At 73.9% G+C, this 16,008-nt stretch carries 13 protein-coding genes; 6 read left to right on the forward strand and 7 right to left on the reverse strand.

Annotated features, from left to right (window positions below; translation table 11 throughout):
• Nucleotides 1-16: 16 nt before the first annotated feature.
• Together IO30_RS0119335 and IO30_RS0119340 are read left to right on the forward strand one after the other, a co-directional pair.
• Nucleotides 17-958 carry a GNAT family N-acetyltransferase gene (locus IO30_RS0119335; RefSeq protein ID WP_031144714.1) on the forward strand — a complete coding sequence of 314 codons (942 nt, stop codon included), beginning with the start codon at nt 17-19 and terminating at the stop codon, nt 956-958.
• The gene (locus IO30_RS0119340) at nt 955-1,440 is read left to right on the forward strand and encodes a ribonuclease FAU-1 family protein (RefSeq protein ID WP_031144715.1); all 486 of its coding nucleotides are present in this window, start codon (nt 955-957) and stop codon (nt 1,438-1,440) included. Before IO30_RS0119335 ends, IO30_RS0119340 begins: the two co-directional genes overlap by 4 nt.
• 75 nt (nt 1,441-1,515) lie before the next feature.
• Here IO30_RS0119340 and IO30_RS0119345 read toward each other — a convergent pair whose 3' ends face one another.
• The gene (locus IO30_RS0119345) at nt 1,516-1,953 is read right to left on the reverse strand and encodes a hypothetical protein (protein ID WP_031144716.1); all 438 of its coding nucleotides are present in this window, start codon (nt 1,951-1,953) and stop codon (nt 1,516-1,518) included.
• Nucleotides 1,954-2,276: 323 nt separating this feature from the next.
• Here IO30_RS0119345 and IO30_RS0119350 point away from each other — a divergent pair, with 323 nt between their 5' ends.
• Entirely contained in the window at nt 2,277-3,350 is a 1,074-nt protein-coding gene (locus IO30_RS0119350) for a lytic polysaccharide monooxygenase auxiliary activity family 9 protein (protein ID WP_031144717.1), read from the forward strand.
• Nucleotides 3,351-3,382: 32 nt separating this feature from the next.
• On the opposite strand, the gene IO30_RS0119355 is transcribed toward IO30_RS0119350, so the two are convergent.
• From IO30_RS0119355 to IO30_RS0119365, 3 genes are all read right to left on the reverse strand, one after another.
• Nucleotides 3,383-4,243, reverse strand: a complete 861-nt coding sequence (locus IO30_RS0119355; protein WP_031144718.1) for an esterase/lipase family protein — start codon at nt 4,241-4,243, stop codon at nt 3,383-3,385.
• 161 nt (nt 4,244-4,404) lie between these two features.
• Nucleotides 4,405-5,472, reverse strand: coding sequence for a DNA polymerase Y family protein (locus IO30_RS0119360; protein ID WP_031144720.1), 1,068 nt, complete (start codon nt 5,470-5,472; stop codon nt 4,405-4,407).
• Nucleotides 5,469-9,083 carry a DNA polymerase III subunit alpha gene (locus IO30_RS0119365; RefSeq protein ID WP_031144722.1) on the reverse strand — a complete coding sequence of 1,205 codons (3,615 nt, stop codon included), beginning with the start codon at nt 9,081-9,083 and terminating at the stop codon, nt 5,469-5,471. The genes IO30_RS0119360 and IO30_RS0119365 overlap by 4 nt, the downstream gene beginning before the upstream one ends.
• Before the next feature lie 210 nt (nt 9,084-9,293).
• Between IO30_RS0119365 and IO30_RS0119370 the strand changes: the two genes are divergently transcribed.
• Genes IO30_RS0119370 through IO30_RS0119380 form a run of 3 tightly spaced genes read left to right on the forward strand, consistent with a single transcriptional unit; the run spans nt 9,294 to nt 12,284 of the window.
• A complete protein-coding gene (locus IO30_RS0119370; protein ID WP_051859435.1) occupies nt 9,294-10,433 on the forward strand; it encodes a YhgE/Pip domain-containing protein in 1,140 nt (379 codons plus the stop codon).
• Entirely contained in the window at nt 10,430-11,092 is a 663-nt protein-coding gene (locus IO30_RS0119375) for an acetate uptake transporter (RefSeq protein WP_031144724.1), read from the forward strand. Before IO30_RS0119370 ends, IO30_RS0119375 begins: the two co-directional genes overlap by 4 nt.
• A 7-nt stretch (nt 11,093-11,099) precedes the next feature.
• Nucleotides 11,100-12,284 carry an AAA family ATPase gene (locus IO30_RS0119380; protein ID WP_031144726.1) on the forward strand — a complete coding sequence of 395 codons (1,185 nt, stop codon included), beginning with the start codon at nt 11,100-11,102 and terminating at the stop codon, nt 12,282-12,284.
• A 19-nt stretch (nt 12,285-12,303) separates the two neighbouring features.
• Here IO30_RS0119380 and IO30_RS0119385 read toward each other — a convergent pair whose 3' ends face one another.
• The 3 genes from IO30_RS0119385 to IO30_RS0119395 all read right to left on the reverse strand — a co-directional run bounded on the left by IO30_RS0119385 (nt 12,304) and on the right by IO30_RS0119395 (nt 15,877).
• Nucleotides 12,304-12,723 (reverse strand): hypothetical protein, encoded by a 420-nt coding sequence (locus IO30_RS0119385; protein WP_031144728.1) that lies wholly within the window; start codon nt 12,721-12,723, stop codon nt 12,304-12,306.
• 61 nt (nt 12,724-12,784) lie between these two features.
• Nucleotides 12,785-14,446 carry an amidohydrolase gene (locus IO30_RS0119390; RefSeq protein WP_031144729.1) on the reverse strand — a complete coding sequence of 554 codons (1,662 nt, stop codon included), beginning with the start codon at nt 14,444-14,446 and terminating at the stop codon, nt 12,785-12,787.
• Nucleotides 14,447-14,488: 42 nt separating this feature from the next.
• Nucleotides 14,489-15,877 carry a purine-cytosine permease family protein gene (locus IO30_RS0119395; protein WP_037894553.1) on the reverse strand — a complete coding sequence of 463 codons (1,389 nt, stop codon included), beginning with the start codon at nt 15,875-15,877 and terminating at the stop codon, nt 14,489-14,491.
• Between the last annotated feature and the right edge of the window lie 131 nt (nt 15,878-16,008).

Genomic DNA, 16,008 nt, shown 5'->3' on the forward strand with positions numbered 1-16,008 from the left:
CCGTAGCGTCGGCGCCATGAACGTTCTCATCCGCGATCTGCGGCCCGGTGACCCCTCGGACGCGGAGGCCGTCGTCCGCGTGCGCCGGGCCGCCCTCCCCTTCATGATCACCACGGCTCAGGGCGTGGCCTTCGAGCTGGCCTCGGCCCATCCGGCCAGGGCCCACCGCATCCTGGTGGCCGAAACCGGCGACGGGCTCGTCATCGGCACCGCCCAGGTCGGCGTCGTCCACGACGGCCAGGAACCCGGCCAGGCGTACGTCAACCCGTACGTCGACCCCGCGCACCGCGGCCTCGGCGCGGGCGGCCTCCTGCTGCGCGCGGCCGAGGAGCACCTCACCGCACACGGCGCGGTGGACGCGTACGCCTGGGTCCTCGACGAGCCGGCCCACCGCGCCTTCGCGGAGCGGCGCGGCTACCGGTCCAGCCGGTCCGCGCACTTCCTGCGCCTGGACCTGGCCGCGGCCGACCTGCCTCCGCTCCCGCAGGCCCTCCCGGCCGGGACCGAGCTGCGCACCGCCACCGACTTCGCCGCCGATCCGCGGCCGCTGTTCGAGGCCGACACGCAGACGACCGCCGACGAGCCGGGTGACGTGCCCGTGGAGCTCGGCGACTACGAGGACTGGCTGGCGCAGGTCTGGAACAGCCCGTCGCTCGACAAGGACCTGACGACCGTCGTCCTCGTCGACGGCGTGGTGGCCGCCTTCACCGCCGCCCAGACGGACGGCGCGACCCGCTACGGCTCGGCGATGACCGGCACCCTGCGCGCCTTCCGCGGCCGGGGCCTGGCCAAACTGGCCAAGACCGTCTCCCTGCACCGGGCCCGCGCGGCCGGGTACACGGAGGCCTTCACCGGCAACGACGCGGGGAACCTCCCGATGCTGGCCGTCAACAACGGGTTCGGCTACGCCATCTGCGCGACCGAGACGCGCTACACGAAGAGACTGGAGACAGTGTGAACAGCCCGCAGCTGACCGTGGTCCTGACCAAGGCCGGACGGACCAAGATCCGCTACCCGGCGGCGCAGGTGGCCGACGACGGCGACCGGATCTCCGTACGCGCCCCCTGGGCGGCCGAGGGCGTACGGGACTTCGGCTTCGTGCGCTTCGAGCCGGGCGACGTGTTCGTCGAGCACTTCTGGCGGACGCGCTGGTACGCGGTCAAGGAGGTGTGGACCGGCGACGGGGTCCTCAAGGGCTGGTACTGCGACATCACCCGCCCCGCCGTGGTGCGCGCCGGGGAGATCCTGGTGGAGGACCTGGACCTCGACCTGTGGGTGTCGGCGGACGGGAGCTCCGTACTGCGGCTGGACGAGGACGAGTTCGAGGCGAGCGGCCTCGCCGCCAGCGACCCGGAGGCGGCGGGACAGGCCGTACGCGCCCTGGACGCCCTCGACGACCAGGCCCGCACGCAGGCCGGGCTGCCGGCGCTCCTGGCCTGACCCCCGCTCCGTACGGCTGCGCCCCCGGCGGACGTCTTCCGCGGGGGCGCCGTGCCGGCCGCGGTCGTCCGGGGTTCAGTCGGCGCGGCGTCCCGCGATCAGGGTCTCGCAGCGGGCCCGGTGCTCGGGGTAACGGGCAGCGATCGCGGTGAGGGCGGTCTTCATCTCTTCGGCGGTCGGCAGGAGGTACACCTCGTGGTGCAGGGCGAGGTGCAGCCGGACGGTGTCGTCGGCCCGCCGCACCCAGTCGGTCAAGGTGCGCGTCATGGAGGCCCCGTTGTCGGTGCCGGACCATGCCGCGACGTTCAGGAACGTGGCGGCCTGCCCGGGCGTGGCCCGTCCCGCGTGCACGGCCAGGGCGACGATCTCGGCGACATCGTCCGCGCCGTAGGCCTCGATGAGGGCGTCCACGGCGTCGAAGAGGGCGTCCGGCAGTTCGGCGGAGTCGTCCTGCGGCAACCGCACCGAACACAGCCGTGTCAGCGCCTCCTCCCACAGCTGCATGGTGATCACTCCCGCTCCGCTGCCCGGCCTGCTGGGGACACGTTACGAGGACCGTCCGTACCCGGCATCCGGATTTCCGGTGCCCCAAGGACCGCCTCCCGCCTCGCGAAAGGGCTTCGCGGGGCCGCTTCCTGAGCCCCTTCTTACCCCTTCCTTAAGCCGACCCTAAAGATCCCTTCCCGGGTGCCGAAGCAGCCGGAAGCCGGGGTCCGGGCGGTTAGCTTGGCGGGGCCAGGGAGGGCCGGATGCGGCGCCGGGACCCCACGGGGGCGGCGCCGCACAGCCCGGTTCCACTGGCGCACCCCTGCCTTGCGCCCGAAGGAGATCCACCCATGTCCGCACGCAGCACGGCCACCGCCCGCACCGTGACCCGCATCGCCGCCGCCGGCCTCGCCCCGCTCGCGGTGGCCGCGTACGCCGCCGCTCCGGCGGTGGCCCACGGCTCGATGACGGACCCGGTCAGCCGGGTCGCGGCGTGCTACGCGGAGGGGCCGGAGTCCCCCAAGTCGGCCGCGTGCAAGGCGGCGGTGAAGGAGAGCGGGGCCCAGGCGTTCTACGACTGGAACGCGGTGAACATCGCCAACGCGGCCGGCAACCACCGCTCGCTGATCCCCAACGGCCAGCTCTGCTCCGCGGGCAACGACAAGTACCGGGGCCTGGACCTGGCCCGCGGCGACTGGCCTGCCAGCCCGATGACGGCCGGCGCGCACACCTTCCGCTACAAGGGGACCGCCCCGCACAAGGGTTCCTTCGAGCTGTACGTGACGAAGGACGGCTACGACCCGTCGAAGCCGCTGAAGTGGTCCGACCTGGAGCCCGCCCCGTTCGCCAAGACCACCGACCCGGGCATGCAGAACGGTGACTACGTCTTCTCGGGCACGGTCCCGAACAAGACCGGCCGCCACCTGATCTACAGCATCTGGCAGCGCTCGGACAGCCCGGAGGCCTTCTACACCTGCTCCGACGTGGTCTTCGGCAAGGACAACGGCAGCGGCGGCGGGTCCGGGAACGGCAGCAGCGGCGCAACGGGCGCCGAGCCGACCGCCGGGGCCACCGCCACCTCGGGCACGAAGCCGGGCTCCAAGCCCTCCGGGAAGCCCGCCGAGGAGCCCAGCGCCCCGCCCGCCAAGGTCCCGACGGACCAGCAGATCGCCGACGGCGCGGACAAGTCCAGCGTCGAGCACAACGGCCACGGCGACAACGACCCGAAGACGAACGCCGCCTCGGGGGCCCCGCTGCCCGTGTCGGCCGAGCCCTCGGCCACCGCCGACAACCTCGCGCAGACGGGCGGAAGCGGCGCCACCCCGGCGATCGCGATCGCCGGGGCCGGCGCCCTGGCCGTGGGCGCGGCCGTGCTGTTCACCATCGCCCGCCGCCGTGCGACGACGGGCCGGCACGGGCTCTAGTCCTGCTGAGCCCGCTGCGGACCGCCCGTGCGTCAGTCGAAGACCGATGCGCAGGTGGTCCGTTCGGCATGGGCCGGGTCGAGGGCGTTGAGCGCCTCGTGCCAGGCGATCCGGTCGGTGAGCCCGATGGCGACGTGCTCGGAGAAGTCCAGGAGGCACAGGTCCTGGAGCACGACGTTGCGGACGTCGGATCCGCTGAGGAACTGGCTCGGGTACGGCGTGACCACCTGGTCGTACTTGGTGGCGATCACCGTGTACTTCACCCCGGGCACGGTGTCCCCGCCCGCGTTGAGCTTGTTCAGGAAGGCGGATCCGGCGATCTGGTCGGCGAGGCCCGGGGTGGCGGTGCTGATCAGGTCCTCGGCCCCGGGGAAGAACGGGAGCAGCTTGGTCAGTCCGAGCAGGGTGGTGCCGTGGTTGTCGGGGGCGAGCCCGATCAGGGCGTTGACCTTGGGGGCGCCGCCGAGGAACTTCAGGTAGTAGCGCGGCATCATGCCGCCCTGCGAGTGCCCGATGATGTCGGTCTTGGCGGAGCCGGTGGCGGCGAGCACCTTGTCCACGAAGACGTCGAGCTGGCCGGCCGACTTGTCGATGGGACCGAGCCCGTTGAAGAAGGGCACGCCGGGCAGTTGCCCGTAGTCGAGGGAGTAGACGCAGTACCCGCGGTGCACGAGGTACGGCGCGAGGCCGAGCCAGTTGTCCACGGAGTTGCCGAAGGTGCCGTGTACGAGCACGACGGGGCGCGGGTGCGCCGCGGACGGTTTGCAGGACCAGTTGTTCCAGCCGCTGCTGGGTGCGGACGCGGCCTGCGCGGTGCCGGTGGGGGCGACGAGCGCGGCGGCGGCGAGGATGAGGACGGCCAGCTGGCGGACCAGGCGTCTCCAGGGCAGCATCGTGTGATCTCCTTGCGGTTGCGACTCAAGGGGATGGAGCGGGGGGGGTTCATCCCGTGATCCGGATCACAAGGGGTGCTGCTGACCGCTAAATTACGGGCGAGTAGCAAATCTGGGAAGTTACGCGTCGGTAAAAAACTCGCGTGTCGGTGGAGCGGCTGCTACGCGGCGAGCGTGCCGCGGGCGATGACGTGGGCGCCGAAGCGGGCGCGGACGCGGTCCGTGACGGCTTCCAGGCGGCGGGCCTTCTCGTCCTCCGGGTCGAAACTGAGCTGCCGCGCGGCCCGTTCGGCCGCGGTCAGGTCCTCGGCCCGCAGCGACAGCGCGCGCACCCGGGCCCGCTGGAGGCCCAGCCCGGCGTACAGGGCGTAGGCCGTGGCGGTCAACGCGGCGGAGTGCGCGGTGGGTTCGGGCAGGGTGCGGGTCCGGGTGAGCGTGGTGCGGTCGGCGCAGCGGACGGTGAGGGAGAGGGCGCGGCAGACCTGCCCCTGCTCCTGCTCCTGCCCTTGTCCCTGATCCTGCCCCCGGTCGCGCCCCGCGCTTCCGTCCGGCCCCTGCGTACGGAGCCTCGCGCCGAGCTCCTCGGTCAGCGAGAGCAGGGCGCGCCGGTGCTCCACGGGATCCAGCTCGTCCCGGTCGAAGGGCCGTTCGGCGGCGATGGACCGGGCGGACGCGCCCGGCCGGACGGCGGTCGGGTCGATGCCCAGGGCGCGTTCGTGCACCTCGCGGCCGAGCCGGGCGCCGAGGATCCGCCGCAGGGCCGCGGGCGGGGCGGCGGCGACCTTGCCCACGGAATCGAGGCCGTACGAGCACAGGGTGCGGGCGGCCTTGGGTCCGACGCCGTCGAGGGCGCCGACGGGCTTGCCCGACAGGAACTCCCTTACGGCGGCGGGTTCGTCGCGGACCACCAGGGTCCCCCCGGGCCGGGCCTCGCGGACGGCCGCCCGGGCCAGCATCGGGTTGCCCGCGACGCCGACGGTGCAGTCGACGCCGTACAGGGCGAGGGCCCGGACCCGGATCACGGCGGCCAGCCGGGCGGCGTCGCACCCGAAGTACCGCAGCGCGCTGCGGACATCGGCGAGGGCGGCCTCGGGGGGCAGGGCCTGCACCTGCGGTGTGAGCCCGCCGAGCAGCGCGAGCACCCCGGCGTACTGCTCCGCGCCGAGCGGGCTCCCGTCCGCGGGGTGCATCCGCAGGCAGGCCACGACCCGTTCCGGTGCGGCGCTCATCCCGCGCTCCCCGGGCTGGAGTGCCACAGCTTGCGCCCGGTCGCGGGGCCCTCGCCCGGCGGCTGGAGGTCGGCCCAGGGGTTCAGCTCGTACCCCGTGGAGAGGCGGATCCGGCGCCCGGGTCCCTTCCCGCCGGAGCCGGAGCCGGAGCCGGAGCCGCCGTCGGCGCCGTTGCCGTCGCTGCCGCTGCCGCTGCCATGGGTGTCGGCACCGGCGGCCAGGCGGGTCGCGACCGCGTCCAGGCCGCCCGTCCCGCGCAGTTCCACCAGCTCCGCCAGGTTCCAGGCCGCCGCCCCGACCACGCTCAGGCTCTGCGGGCCACGCCGCTGCACGACGCCCCGCACCAGCAGCAGGAAGGAGTGGAAGACGGTGTGCGCGCAGGCCTCGTGGCTGTCGTCGAAGAAGGCCAGGTCCACCAGGCCCGTCCCGTCGTCCAGCGTGGTGAAGATGACCCGCTTCCCGGAGCGGATCGGCGGGGTCTGGGTGGCCGCCTTGGCCCCCGCGACCAGCACCGTCCGCCCGTGCTCGACCTCCCGCAGCCGCCGCGCCGGGATCACCCCCAGCTCGGCCAGGAAGCCGTGGTGGTCCTCCATCAGGTGCCGGGAGGTGTCCATCCCCAGGACGCCCAGTTCGGCGCTGAGCCGTTCCGTGTCGGTCAGGTCGGGCAGCCCGACGGCGGCCGTGGACCGGCCGCCCTCCAGCGGGAGCTGGGCCGCGCCGCGCGCCCCGGCGGCCCGCTGCGCCCCGTGCAGTTCCGTCAAGTGCAGCAGGAGGTCACGCCGGTTGGCGCCGAAGGCGTCCAACGCACCGACCTGCGCCAGCCGTTCGGCCACCGGCCGGCCGGGGTGCGCACGGTCCCAGAAGTCGCGCAGGGACGCGTACGGCCGCCCGGCCTCGATCCGCCCCGCCTCGGCCTCGCTGATGCCGTGCACGTCGGACAGCCCGAGCCGCAGCCCCCACACACGGGGCGAATCAGACACCAGTTCGATGCGATGGGCGACCGCCGACCGGTTCACGTCCAGCGGCAGCACCGGCACGCCCCGCCGCCGCGCGTCCGCCAGCAGCAGCCGCTTCGGGTACATGCCCGGATCGTGGGTGAGCAGGCCGGCGTAGAAGGCCGCCGGGTGGTGCGCCTTCAGCCACGCCGACTGGTACGTGGGCACCGCGAAGGCCACCGCGTGCGCCTTGCAGAAGCCGTAGCTGCCGAAGGCCTCCACGATTTCCCAGGTCCGGCCGATCACCTCCAGCGGGTAGCCGCGCTCACCCGCCTTCGCCGCGAACCAGACCTTGATCCGCCCCTGCGACTGCGGGTCGGACAGCCCGCGCCGCACCCGGTCCGCCTCGTCCCGCCCGCAGCCGGTCATGACGTTCACGATCTCGATGACCTGCTCGTGGAAGACCACCACCCCGTACGTCTCGCGCAGCGCGTCGGCCAGGTCCGGGTGCGGGAAGCGCACCGGCGCCCGCCCGTGCCGGGCCTCGATGAAGGGCCGCACCATGTCGGCGGCAACCGGCCCCGGCCGGAACAGCGAGATGTCGACCACCAGGTCGCCGAAGGTCGACGGCTGGAGCCGCCCCACCAGGTCGCGCTGGCCCGGCGACTCGATCTGGAAGCAGCCCAGCGTCTGCGCAGAGCGGATCAGTTCGTACGTGGCCCGGTCCCCCGGCGGCACCTGCGCCGGGTCGTCCAGGTCGAGCTCCTCCCCCGTGCCGCGCCGGACCTCCGCGACCGCGTGCGCCATCGCGGACTGCATCCGCACGCCCAGCACGTCGAGCTTGAGCAGCCCGAGCTCCTCCACGTCGTCCTTGTCGAACTGGGACATGGGGAAGCCCTCGCCGCTGGTCGCCACCACGGGCGTACGGGCGAGCAGCGAGGCGTCGGACAGCAGCACCCCGCACGGATGCATGGCGATCCCGCGCGGCAGCGCGTCCAGTGCCTCGACGAGTTCCCACAGCCGCCCGTACGACTCCCCCCGTACGTCGCGCAGTTCCGGCAGTTCCTCCAGTGCGGCGCGGGCGTCGCGGGCCCGGATGTGCGGGAAGGCCTTGGCGAGCCGGTCGACGACGGCCGGGTCCATGGACAGGGCGGCGCCGACGTCGCGGACGGCGTGCCTGACCCGGTAGGTCTCGGCCATGGAGACGGTGGCGACGCGTTCGGTGCCGAACCGGCCGATGATCCGCCGGTAGACCTCCAGCCGCCGCGCGGACTCCACGTCGATGTCGATGTCGGGCAGCACGCGCCGGCGCTTGGACAGGAAGCGCTCCATCAGCAGGCCGTGCGCGACGGGGTCGGCGTGCGCGATGCCGAGGAGGTGGTTGACGAGGGAGCCGGCCCCGGAGCCGCGTGCGGCCACCCGGATGCCCATCTCCCGTACGTCGTCCACCACTTGAGCGACCGTCAGGAAGTACGAGGCATAGCCGTGGAAGGCGATGATGTCGAGCTCGTGGTGCATCCGGTCCCAGTACGCACGGTCGTCCGCGTAGCCGCGCAGCACCATGCCCGCCGAGGCGCGGGAGGTGAGGACCCGCTGGGCGCTGCGGTGGGCGGCGCCGACGAGCCGGGCCTCGGGGAAGTGCACGGAGCCCATGCCGAGGTCGTCCTCGGGGTCCACCGCGCAGGCCTCGGCCGTCCGCCGGGTCTCCGCGAGGAGGCGGCGGGCGTCGGCGGGGCGCAGTCCGGCCGCCTGGGCGATCCGGTCGGCGGCCCCGGCCATGGCCGCGGGGTCCTTGAGCCAGCGTTCGCCGCTGTCCAGGGGGCCCCGGGGGTCGATGGGGACCAGGCGGCGGGACGCGTCGAGGATGTCGGCGACCGGACCCTGGCCTGGGTCGGCGTAGCGGACGGCGTTGGTCAGTACGGCCACGACCCCCTGTTCGGCGGCGAAGCCGACGGTACGGGCGGCCAGCCGGAGCGAGCCGGGGCCGGTGCCGGTGCGGCCGTGGTGGACGGCCTCCAGGCGCAGGGAGTCCCCGTAGACCTCCCGCCAGGGTGCGAGCAGCCGGGCGGCCCGGTCGGGGCGGCCCGCGGAGAGCGCCCGGCCCACCTCGGAGCCGGGCCCGAGCAGGACGAAGACGGCCTCGCCGCGCAGGCCGCTCCAGGGGAGCACCGGCTGCCCGGGCCCGGCCGCGGAACCGGAGCCGGCCTCGGCCGCAGCCGCGGCGTGGGCGGCGGTGACCATCCGGCACAGCTCGGCCCATCCGGCGGCCCCGTCGCGGGCCAGGAAGACGGCGCGCGGGGAGGACTCGTCGACGAAGGCCCCGCCCTTGACGGGGCTGCGCCGCCGGTACGAGGCCTCGGCGGAGCCCGGCCCGGAGCCGGAGGAGCCGGGGCCGGAGAAGCCGGGGCCGGAGGAGCCGGCGCCGCGACCCCCCGCACCCGCCGCGGGCGGTACGGCGGAGGGCGACACGGCCAGGTCCACCCCGAACAGCGGCCTGATCCCGGCCTTCGCACACGCCTTCGCGAACCGCACCGCGCCCGCCAGGGTGTCGCGGTCGGTCAGGGCGAGGGCGTCCATGCCCCGCTCCGCGGCGCGTTCCGCCAGCCGTTCCGGGTGGGAGCCTCCGTAGCGCACGGAGAACCCCGAAACGGTGTGCAGATGCGTAAAACCAGGCACCCGCGGCCTCCTGCTTCGTCGATGAACCTCCCCCCGTCATCCACCATAGAGCAATTCGAATATCCGTGCGAAACACTAGTTCGATCGCTGACCTGGGGCCGCTCGCGCCACCGGCCGTCCCCCGCCGCCCCCGGCCCTCCCCGGCCGCCCCGGTCATCCATTCGGCCCGCCCCTGCTGCGGCCCGCCGCCCCCACACCGAGCGTGGGGGCATGACCCAGCCCACCCAGAGCAACGACGCAGATCCGTCCGGCGGCTTCCTCGCCGAGATCAAGGACGCCGTGACCACCCGGGCCGCGCTGCTGGTCCTGGGGGTGCTGGCGCTCCAGCTCGCCTTCATCACCTCGTACATCGGCGCCTTCCACCACCCCAAGCCCAGCGAGATCCCGCTCGCCGTGGCCGCCCCCGTGGCCCGGGTCGCCGAACAGTCCGCCCAGCAGCTCGCCGGCCTGCCGGGCAAGCCGCTCGACCCGCGCGCGGTCGCGGACGAGGCCACGGCCCGCACCCAGGTCCTGAACCGGGACGTGGACGGCGCGCTGATCGTCGACCCGGCCGGCCGCACCGACCGGCTGCTGGTCGCGGGCGGCGCCGGGGCCTCGCTCTCCCAGGCCATCGAAGAGGTCGTCGTCAAGGTCGAGCGGAGCCAGGGACGCGCCGTCACGGTCACCGACGTGGCCCCGGTCGCCACCGGCGACGCGCGCGGCCTGAGCTCCTTCTACCTGGTCGTGGGCTGGTGCGTGGGCGGCTACCTGTGCGCCGCGATCCTCGCGATCAGCGCCGGCGCCCGGCCCGCGAACGCCGCCCGCGCCGTCATCCGGCTCGGTGCGCTGCTCGCGTACTCCATCACCGCCGGGCTCCTCGGCGCCGTCATCGCGGGCCCGGTCCTGGACGCCCTGCCCGGCTCCCTCATGGGTCTGTGGGGGCTCGGCACCCTGGTCGTCTTCGCGGTCGGTGCGATCACCCTGGCCTTCCAGGGGCTGGCGGGCGTGGTCGGCATCGGCCTCGCGATCCTGCTGGTGGTGGTGCTCGGCAATCCGAGCGCGGGCGGCGCCTACCCGTATCCGCTGCTGCCGCCGTTCTGGAGCACCATCGGGCCCGCCCTGCCGCCGGGTGCCGGTACGTACGCCGCGCGCTCCATCGCGTACTTCCGGGGCAACGGTGCGGGCGGACCCATGCTGGTGCTGGCCGCCTGGGCGGTCCTGGGGTCCGCGGTCACGCTGGTCTGCGCGATGTCCCGCCGGGGCCGGCCCGGTGCCGCCGTGGGCAGCGGGCTCCCCGACGACGCACCCTCCGTCCCCCGCTTCGCCGCCACCGGGAGCACCGAGGGCACCAAGGAGACGGACGGCCGGTGAACGACCCCGTCCTGCGCAACCGCCAGGGACCGGCCGAACAGGCCGTCTCCGTCAAGCGGATGGAGCCCAGCGCCCAGGCGCAGCTGGGCGCTCTCGGGCTCACCGGCTTCATCGTGGTCACCGTCATCGCCACCGGCATCGACGCGGGCATCTTCCCCGAGAAGCTCGGCCACTCGGTGCTGCCGCTGGTCGGCTTCTTCATCGGCGGTCTCGCCCAGCTGCTGGCCGGGCTCTTCCAGGCCCAGCGCGGTGACACCTGGCACGCCACCGTCTTCAGCGGCTTCGGGCTCTTCTGGATGGCGAAGGCCTGTCTGCTCCAGTGGGTGCTGCCCGCCACCGACCCCGCACTGCGCGGCGACGTGAGCGGGCTGTTCACCCTCCCCTGGGTCTTCGTGGTGTTCGTGCTGTGGATCGGCAGCTTCCGGATCCATCTGGTGCTGCTGTCCACCTTCACCTGCGTCCTCGTCGTCTTCGTCGCGATGACGGTCAGCGGCTTCACCGGATCGGTGCTCTGGAACCGGATCACCGGCTGGAGCGGGCTGCTGGCCGCGCTCGGAGCCACGTACCTGCTCGCCGGACAGATCATGGCGAGCACCTGGGGCCGTCAGGTGCTGCCCATGGGCCGGTTCCTGGCCCCCGAGGAACACCCCGAGGCATGATCGTCACGTGATCACCACGCTGGCCGTCGAGAACTACCGCTCCCTGCGCAGACTGGTCCTCCCGCTGGGCCGCCTCACCGTCGTGACGGGCGCGAACGGCACCGGGAAGTCCAGCCTCTACCGCTCGCTGCGCCTGCTGGCCGACTCCGCCCGGGGCGGCGCCGTCGCCGCGCTGGCCCGGGAGGGCGGACTGCCGTCCACCCTGTGGGCGGGCCCGGAGAAGCTCGCCCGGGCCGTGCGCGAGGGGCACCAGCCGCTCCAGGGGACGGTCCGCACCGAGCCGGTCAGCCTGCGGCTGGGCTTCGCGGGCGACGAGTTCGGCTACGCCGTGGACTTCGGCCACCCCGTACCGGTCGCCGGCTCCCTCTTCGCGCTGGATCCCGAGATCAAGCGCGAGTGCACCTGGGCAGGGCCGGTGCTGCGCCCCGCGGCCCTGCTGTCCGACCGCGCCGGGCCCGCCGTACGCACGCGCACGGCGGACGGCGGCTGGCACCGGACGCAGAACGCCCTGCGCCCGTACGACTCCATGCTCAGCGAGCTCGCCGACCCGCAGCTGGCCCCCGACCTCCTCGCGCTGCGGGAGCTCATGCGGTCCTGGCGGTTCTACGACCACGTCCGCACCGACGCCGGGGCCCCCGCCCGGACCCCGCAGGTCGGCACCCGTACGCCCGTGCTCAGCGCCGACGGCGCCGACCTGCCAGCGGCGCTCCAGACGATCCGGGAGACCGGCGACCACGCCGCGCTGGACGCCGCCGTCGACGCGGCCTTCCCCGGGACCCGGGTCTCCGTCACCGACCGCGACGGCCGGTTCGGGCTGGAGCTCCACCAGCACGGCCTGCTGCGCCCGCTGGGCGCGGCGGAACTCTCCGACGGCACCCTGCGCTACCTGCTGTGGACGGCGGCCCTGCTGACCCCGCGCCCGCCCGCACTGATGGTCCTCAACGAGCCGGAGACCAGCCTCCACCCGGACCTGCTGGCCCCGCTCGCCGACCTGATCCTCACGGTGAGCCGGGACACCCAGACGGTGGTGGTCACCCACGCGGGCCCCTTGGCCGAGGCCCTGGCCGCGGGCACCCGGCGGCACCGGGTGGACCTGCGGACGGTGGAACTGGTCAAGGAGTTCGGCAGCACGGAGGTGGCCGGCCGCGAGGGGCCCCTGGACGAGCCGCTCTGGTACTGGCCCCAGCGCTGAGCCCGCGCCCGCCCCGGGCTCAGGCGTAGTCGGCCGGGTCCGGGATGCCCAGGAGGCGGGCCGTCCGGTCCGCTTCGGCGTCGTAGACCTGGAAGTCGATGCGCTCGCCGCCCGGGGCCCGGTACTCCAGCACCCGCATGCCCGGCCGCCAGCTCTCCCGGACGGCGGCCCTGCCGCCCACGGGCAGCACGACCGCCCTGCGCAGCGGGGCCTTGAAGACCGCACCCGTTCCGTCCGGTCCGGGGCGCAGCTTCCCGGGGACGAAGGTCCGACGCCGTGCGCCCTGCCGCCAACGCGCCTGGCAGGGGACGGCCACGACGGCGCCCGCGGCCGCGGAGGCGTTGCGCCCGGCGGCCCGGCGGGCCACCACCTTGCGCGTGAGCGCCGCCACCGGCAGCGCGACGAGCGCGTACACGACCACCTCGACGAGCACGTCCACCCCTCCCCCTCCGCGGAACGGTCCGCAGAGGGATCACCCTACGAGGCCGTTACCGCTCGCATCAGCAGACCTGGTGGACGACCTCGCCCGCCACGACCACCGTTTCCGCGACCGTGCCGGGGATCTGCTCCGCCGGGACGGCGAGGATGTCCCGGGACAGCACCACGAAGTCGGCCGCCTTGCCCACCGTCAGCGAACCCCGGTCCGCCTCCAGGAAGTTGGCGTACGCGGAGCCCATCGTGTAGCCGTACACGGCCGTCTGCACGTCCACCGTCTCGCCCGGCTGCCACGGCTCGCCGCCGCCCAGGGGACGGCGCGTCACCGCCGTGTAGATGCCGACCATGGGGTCCATCTCGGCCACGTTCCAGTCGCTGGAGAACGCCAGCACGGCACCGGCCTCGTGCAGGCTCCGCATCGGCCAGGCCTTGTGCCAGCGGTCCTCGCCCACGTTCTCGGCCCAGTCCTGGCCGGGACCGGCGATCTCCGGCGCGCAGTGCCTCGGCTGCATGCAGGCGACCACGCCCAGGTCCCGGAAGCGCGGGACGTCCGCCGGGTCCAGGCACTCCACGTGCACCACCTGGTGGCGGGCGTCGCGCGGGCCGTTCACCGCGCGGGCGTGCTCCACCGCGTCCAGGACGGTGCGGATGCCCCGGTCCCCGGTGGCGTGCACGAAGCACTGGAAGCCCCGCGCGTCGAGCCCCGCCAGCAGCTCCGCGAACTCCTCGGCCGGGTAGAAGGTCTCGCCCCGGTGGTGGCCGCAGCCTGCGTACGGCTCCAGCAGCGCGGCCGTGCGCGGCTCCACCACGTCGTCGATGTACAGCTTGAGCGGACCCACCCGCAGCCGGTCCCCCGCGTACCGGCGGGAGGCCTCCTCGAAGGCGTCGAGCTCCTCCTCCGTGGTGCCCCGCGGGTGGAACAGCGCGGCGACGATGCGCGAGCGCAGCCGCCCCTCGGCGCGGGCCCGGTCGTACAGCTCCAGGTCGTCGAGGGAGTTCTGCGGCTCCACCACCGTGGTGATGCCGAAGCCGATCGCGTCGTCGAGGCTCTTGGCGAGGCGCCCGTACTGCCGCTCCGGCGAGGCCCACGGCACGCCCAGGTCGCGCAGGGCCCGGTGGCCCGCCTGCGAGAGCCCCTTGACGGCGAAGTCCTTGACGAACCCGGTGGGCTCGCCGGTCTCCGGGTCCGTCGCGGCAGTGCCGAAGGGCAGGTCGGTACGGTCCCGGGTGACGCCGAGGCGGCGCATGGCGGCCGTGTTCAGCCAGGCCGTGTGGACGTCGTACGAGAGCACGATCGCGGGGGTGTCCCCGGTGACGGGGTCGAGGTCGGCGGCGGTGGGCATCCGGCCGCCGGGGATCGCGGAGTAGTCGAAGGCCTCGGCCTCGATCCACTCGGCGTCCGGGTGCGCCACGTGCCAGGCCCATATCTGCTCGTGGATGCCCTCCAGGGTGTGCACCCCGGCGAGCTGTACGCAGGCGCCGTCGGAGCCCAGCCGGACGTGGTTGTGCGCGTCGACGAAGCCGGGCAGCACCAGCTTCCCGGCCGCGTCGATCCGCTCGGTGGCGGGTCCGGCCCAGGCGTCCGCCCCGGCGTCGGGGCCGACCCAGACGATGCGGCCGTCGTGCACGGCGAGGGCCTCGGCCTCGGGCAGGTCCGGGTCCACGGTGTGGATGCGGGCTCCGGTGAGGAGCAGGTCGGCGGGGAAGGGCTGTGCTGTGCCGGGCATGGGGTGGTGCTCCTGTGCAGAGAGGTGGGGGTGCGGAGGGGGTCAGGCGGCCGCGGCGTACGAGGGGATGCGGCGGGCCAGGGCCCAGTAGGTGAGCCCGGAGACCAGTGCGCCGAGCAGGGTGAGGTCGGCGCCGCCGAGCGGGGCCACCAGCGGCCCGGTCCACAGTGCGGAGTCGCAGGTCAGGGCGGCGAAGACCATTCCGGCGAGGAGGGCGGCCAGGCCGGCCGGGTGGTAGCCGGCGCGGTACCAGTAGGCGCCCGCGCTCCCGGCGTGCAGCGCGTCGGAGTCGTAGCGGCAGCGGCGCAGCAGCATGTCGGCGAGGAAGACTCCGCCCCAGGGGGCGAACACGATGATCAGCAGGGAGAGGAAGGAGAGCAGGGTGGTGGTGAAGTCGGTGAGGAAAAGCGCGGCCAGCGAGCCCGCGGCGGTGACGGCGGCGCTGATCACGATGGCGCGGGCGCGGCTCCAGGGGATGCCGAGGACCTGGAGGTTCAGGCTGGAGGAGTAGAGGGTGATGATCGAGTTGGTGACGGAGCCGCCGAGGACGAGCGCCAGGAACAGGGGCTGGAACCAGCCGGGCAGCAGGCCCTCGGCCCCGGCGACCGCGTCGGTCATGTCGGTCTGGGTGGCGGCGGCGACGCCCGCGACGCCGAGGGCCACGGAGGAGACGAACCCGCCCAGCGCGCCCGTCCAGGTGATCGACTTCAGGGAGGTGGTCCGGGGCAGGTAGCGGGTGTAGTCGGCGGGCATCGGCAGGTACGAGAACGGGCCGGCCAGCATCACGACGAAGGCCAGGCTCCAGCCGGACAGCCCGGGGGCGGCGGCGGGGGCGGAGGTGTCGGCGCCGGGCAGGACGAAGAGCAGCAGGACGCCGAAGCCGGCGGCGAGGACGTAGGCCATCCAGCGTTCGGCGAACTGCACGGTGGCGTGTCCCCACATGGCCACGGCGAAGGTCAGCGCGAGGGTGACGGTGAGCGACAGGGCGCGTACCGCGGTGCCGCTGCCGAGGCCCACCTCGGCGCAGAAGACCTCCAGGGCGAGCGTCCCGACCACGGTGTTGACGACGGTGTAGCCGATGCTCACCACCCAGTTCAGGACCCCGGCCGGGAAGTTCCCGCGGACGCCGAAGGCGGCGCGGGAGATGACCAGGGTGGCGGTGCCGGTGCGGATGCCGCTGAGTCCGGCGGCGCTGACGGCGAAGAAGGACAGTCCGCTGATCACGACCACGGCGGTGGCCTGCCAGAAGGAGAGCCCGAAGGCCACGGCGAGGGCGCCGTTGATCACGTAGGTGAAGGTGAGGTTCGAGCCGAACCAGAGCCAGAAGAGGTCCTTGGCGCTGCCGTGGCGTTCATCGTCGGGGATGGGGTCGATCCCGTGGGTCTCGACCCGGAACACCTCGTCGACGTCGGCGGTCTCCTGCTGTCTCATGACGGGCCCCTGACTTGGCTACGAACCTTGAATGACGTTCTAAGTTCTTGAATGGCATTCAAGATGCGCGCTGGACCGCGGCCCCGTCAAGACCCTGTCCGGGATAAGGTCGGGACCAGGAAGATCAGGAA

Source organism: Streptomyces xanthophaeus (genome assembly GCF_000725805.1).
In the GTDB taxonomy this organism is placed as follows: domain Bacteria; phylum Actinomycetota; class Actinomycetes; order Streptomycetales; family Streptomycetaceae; genus Streptomyces; species Streptomyces xanthophaeus.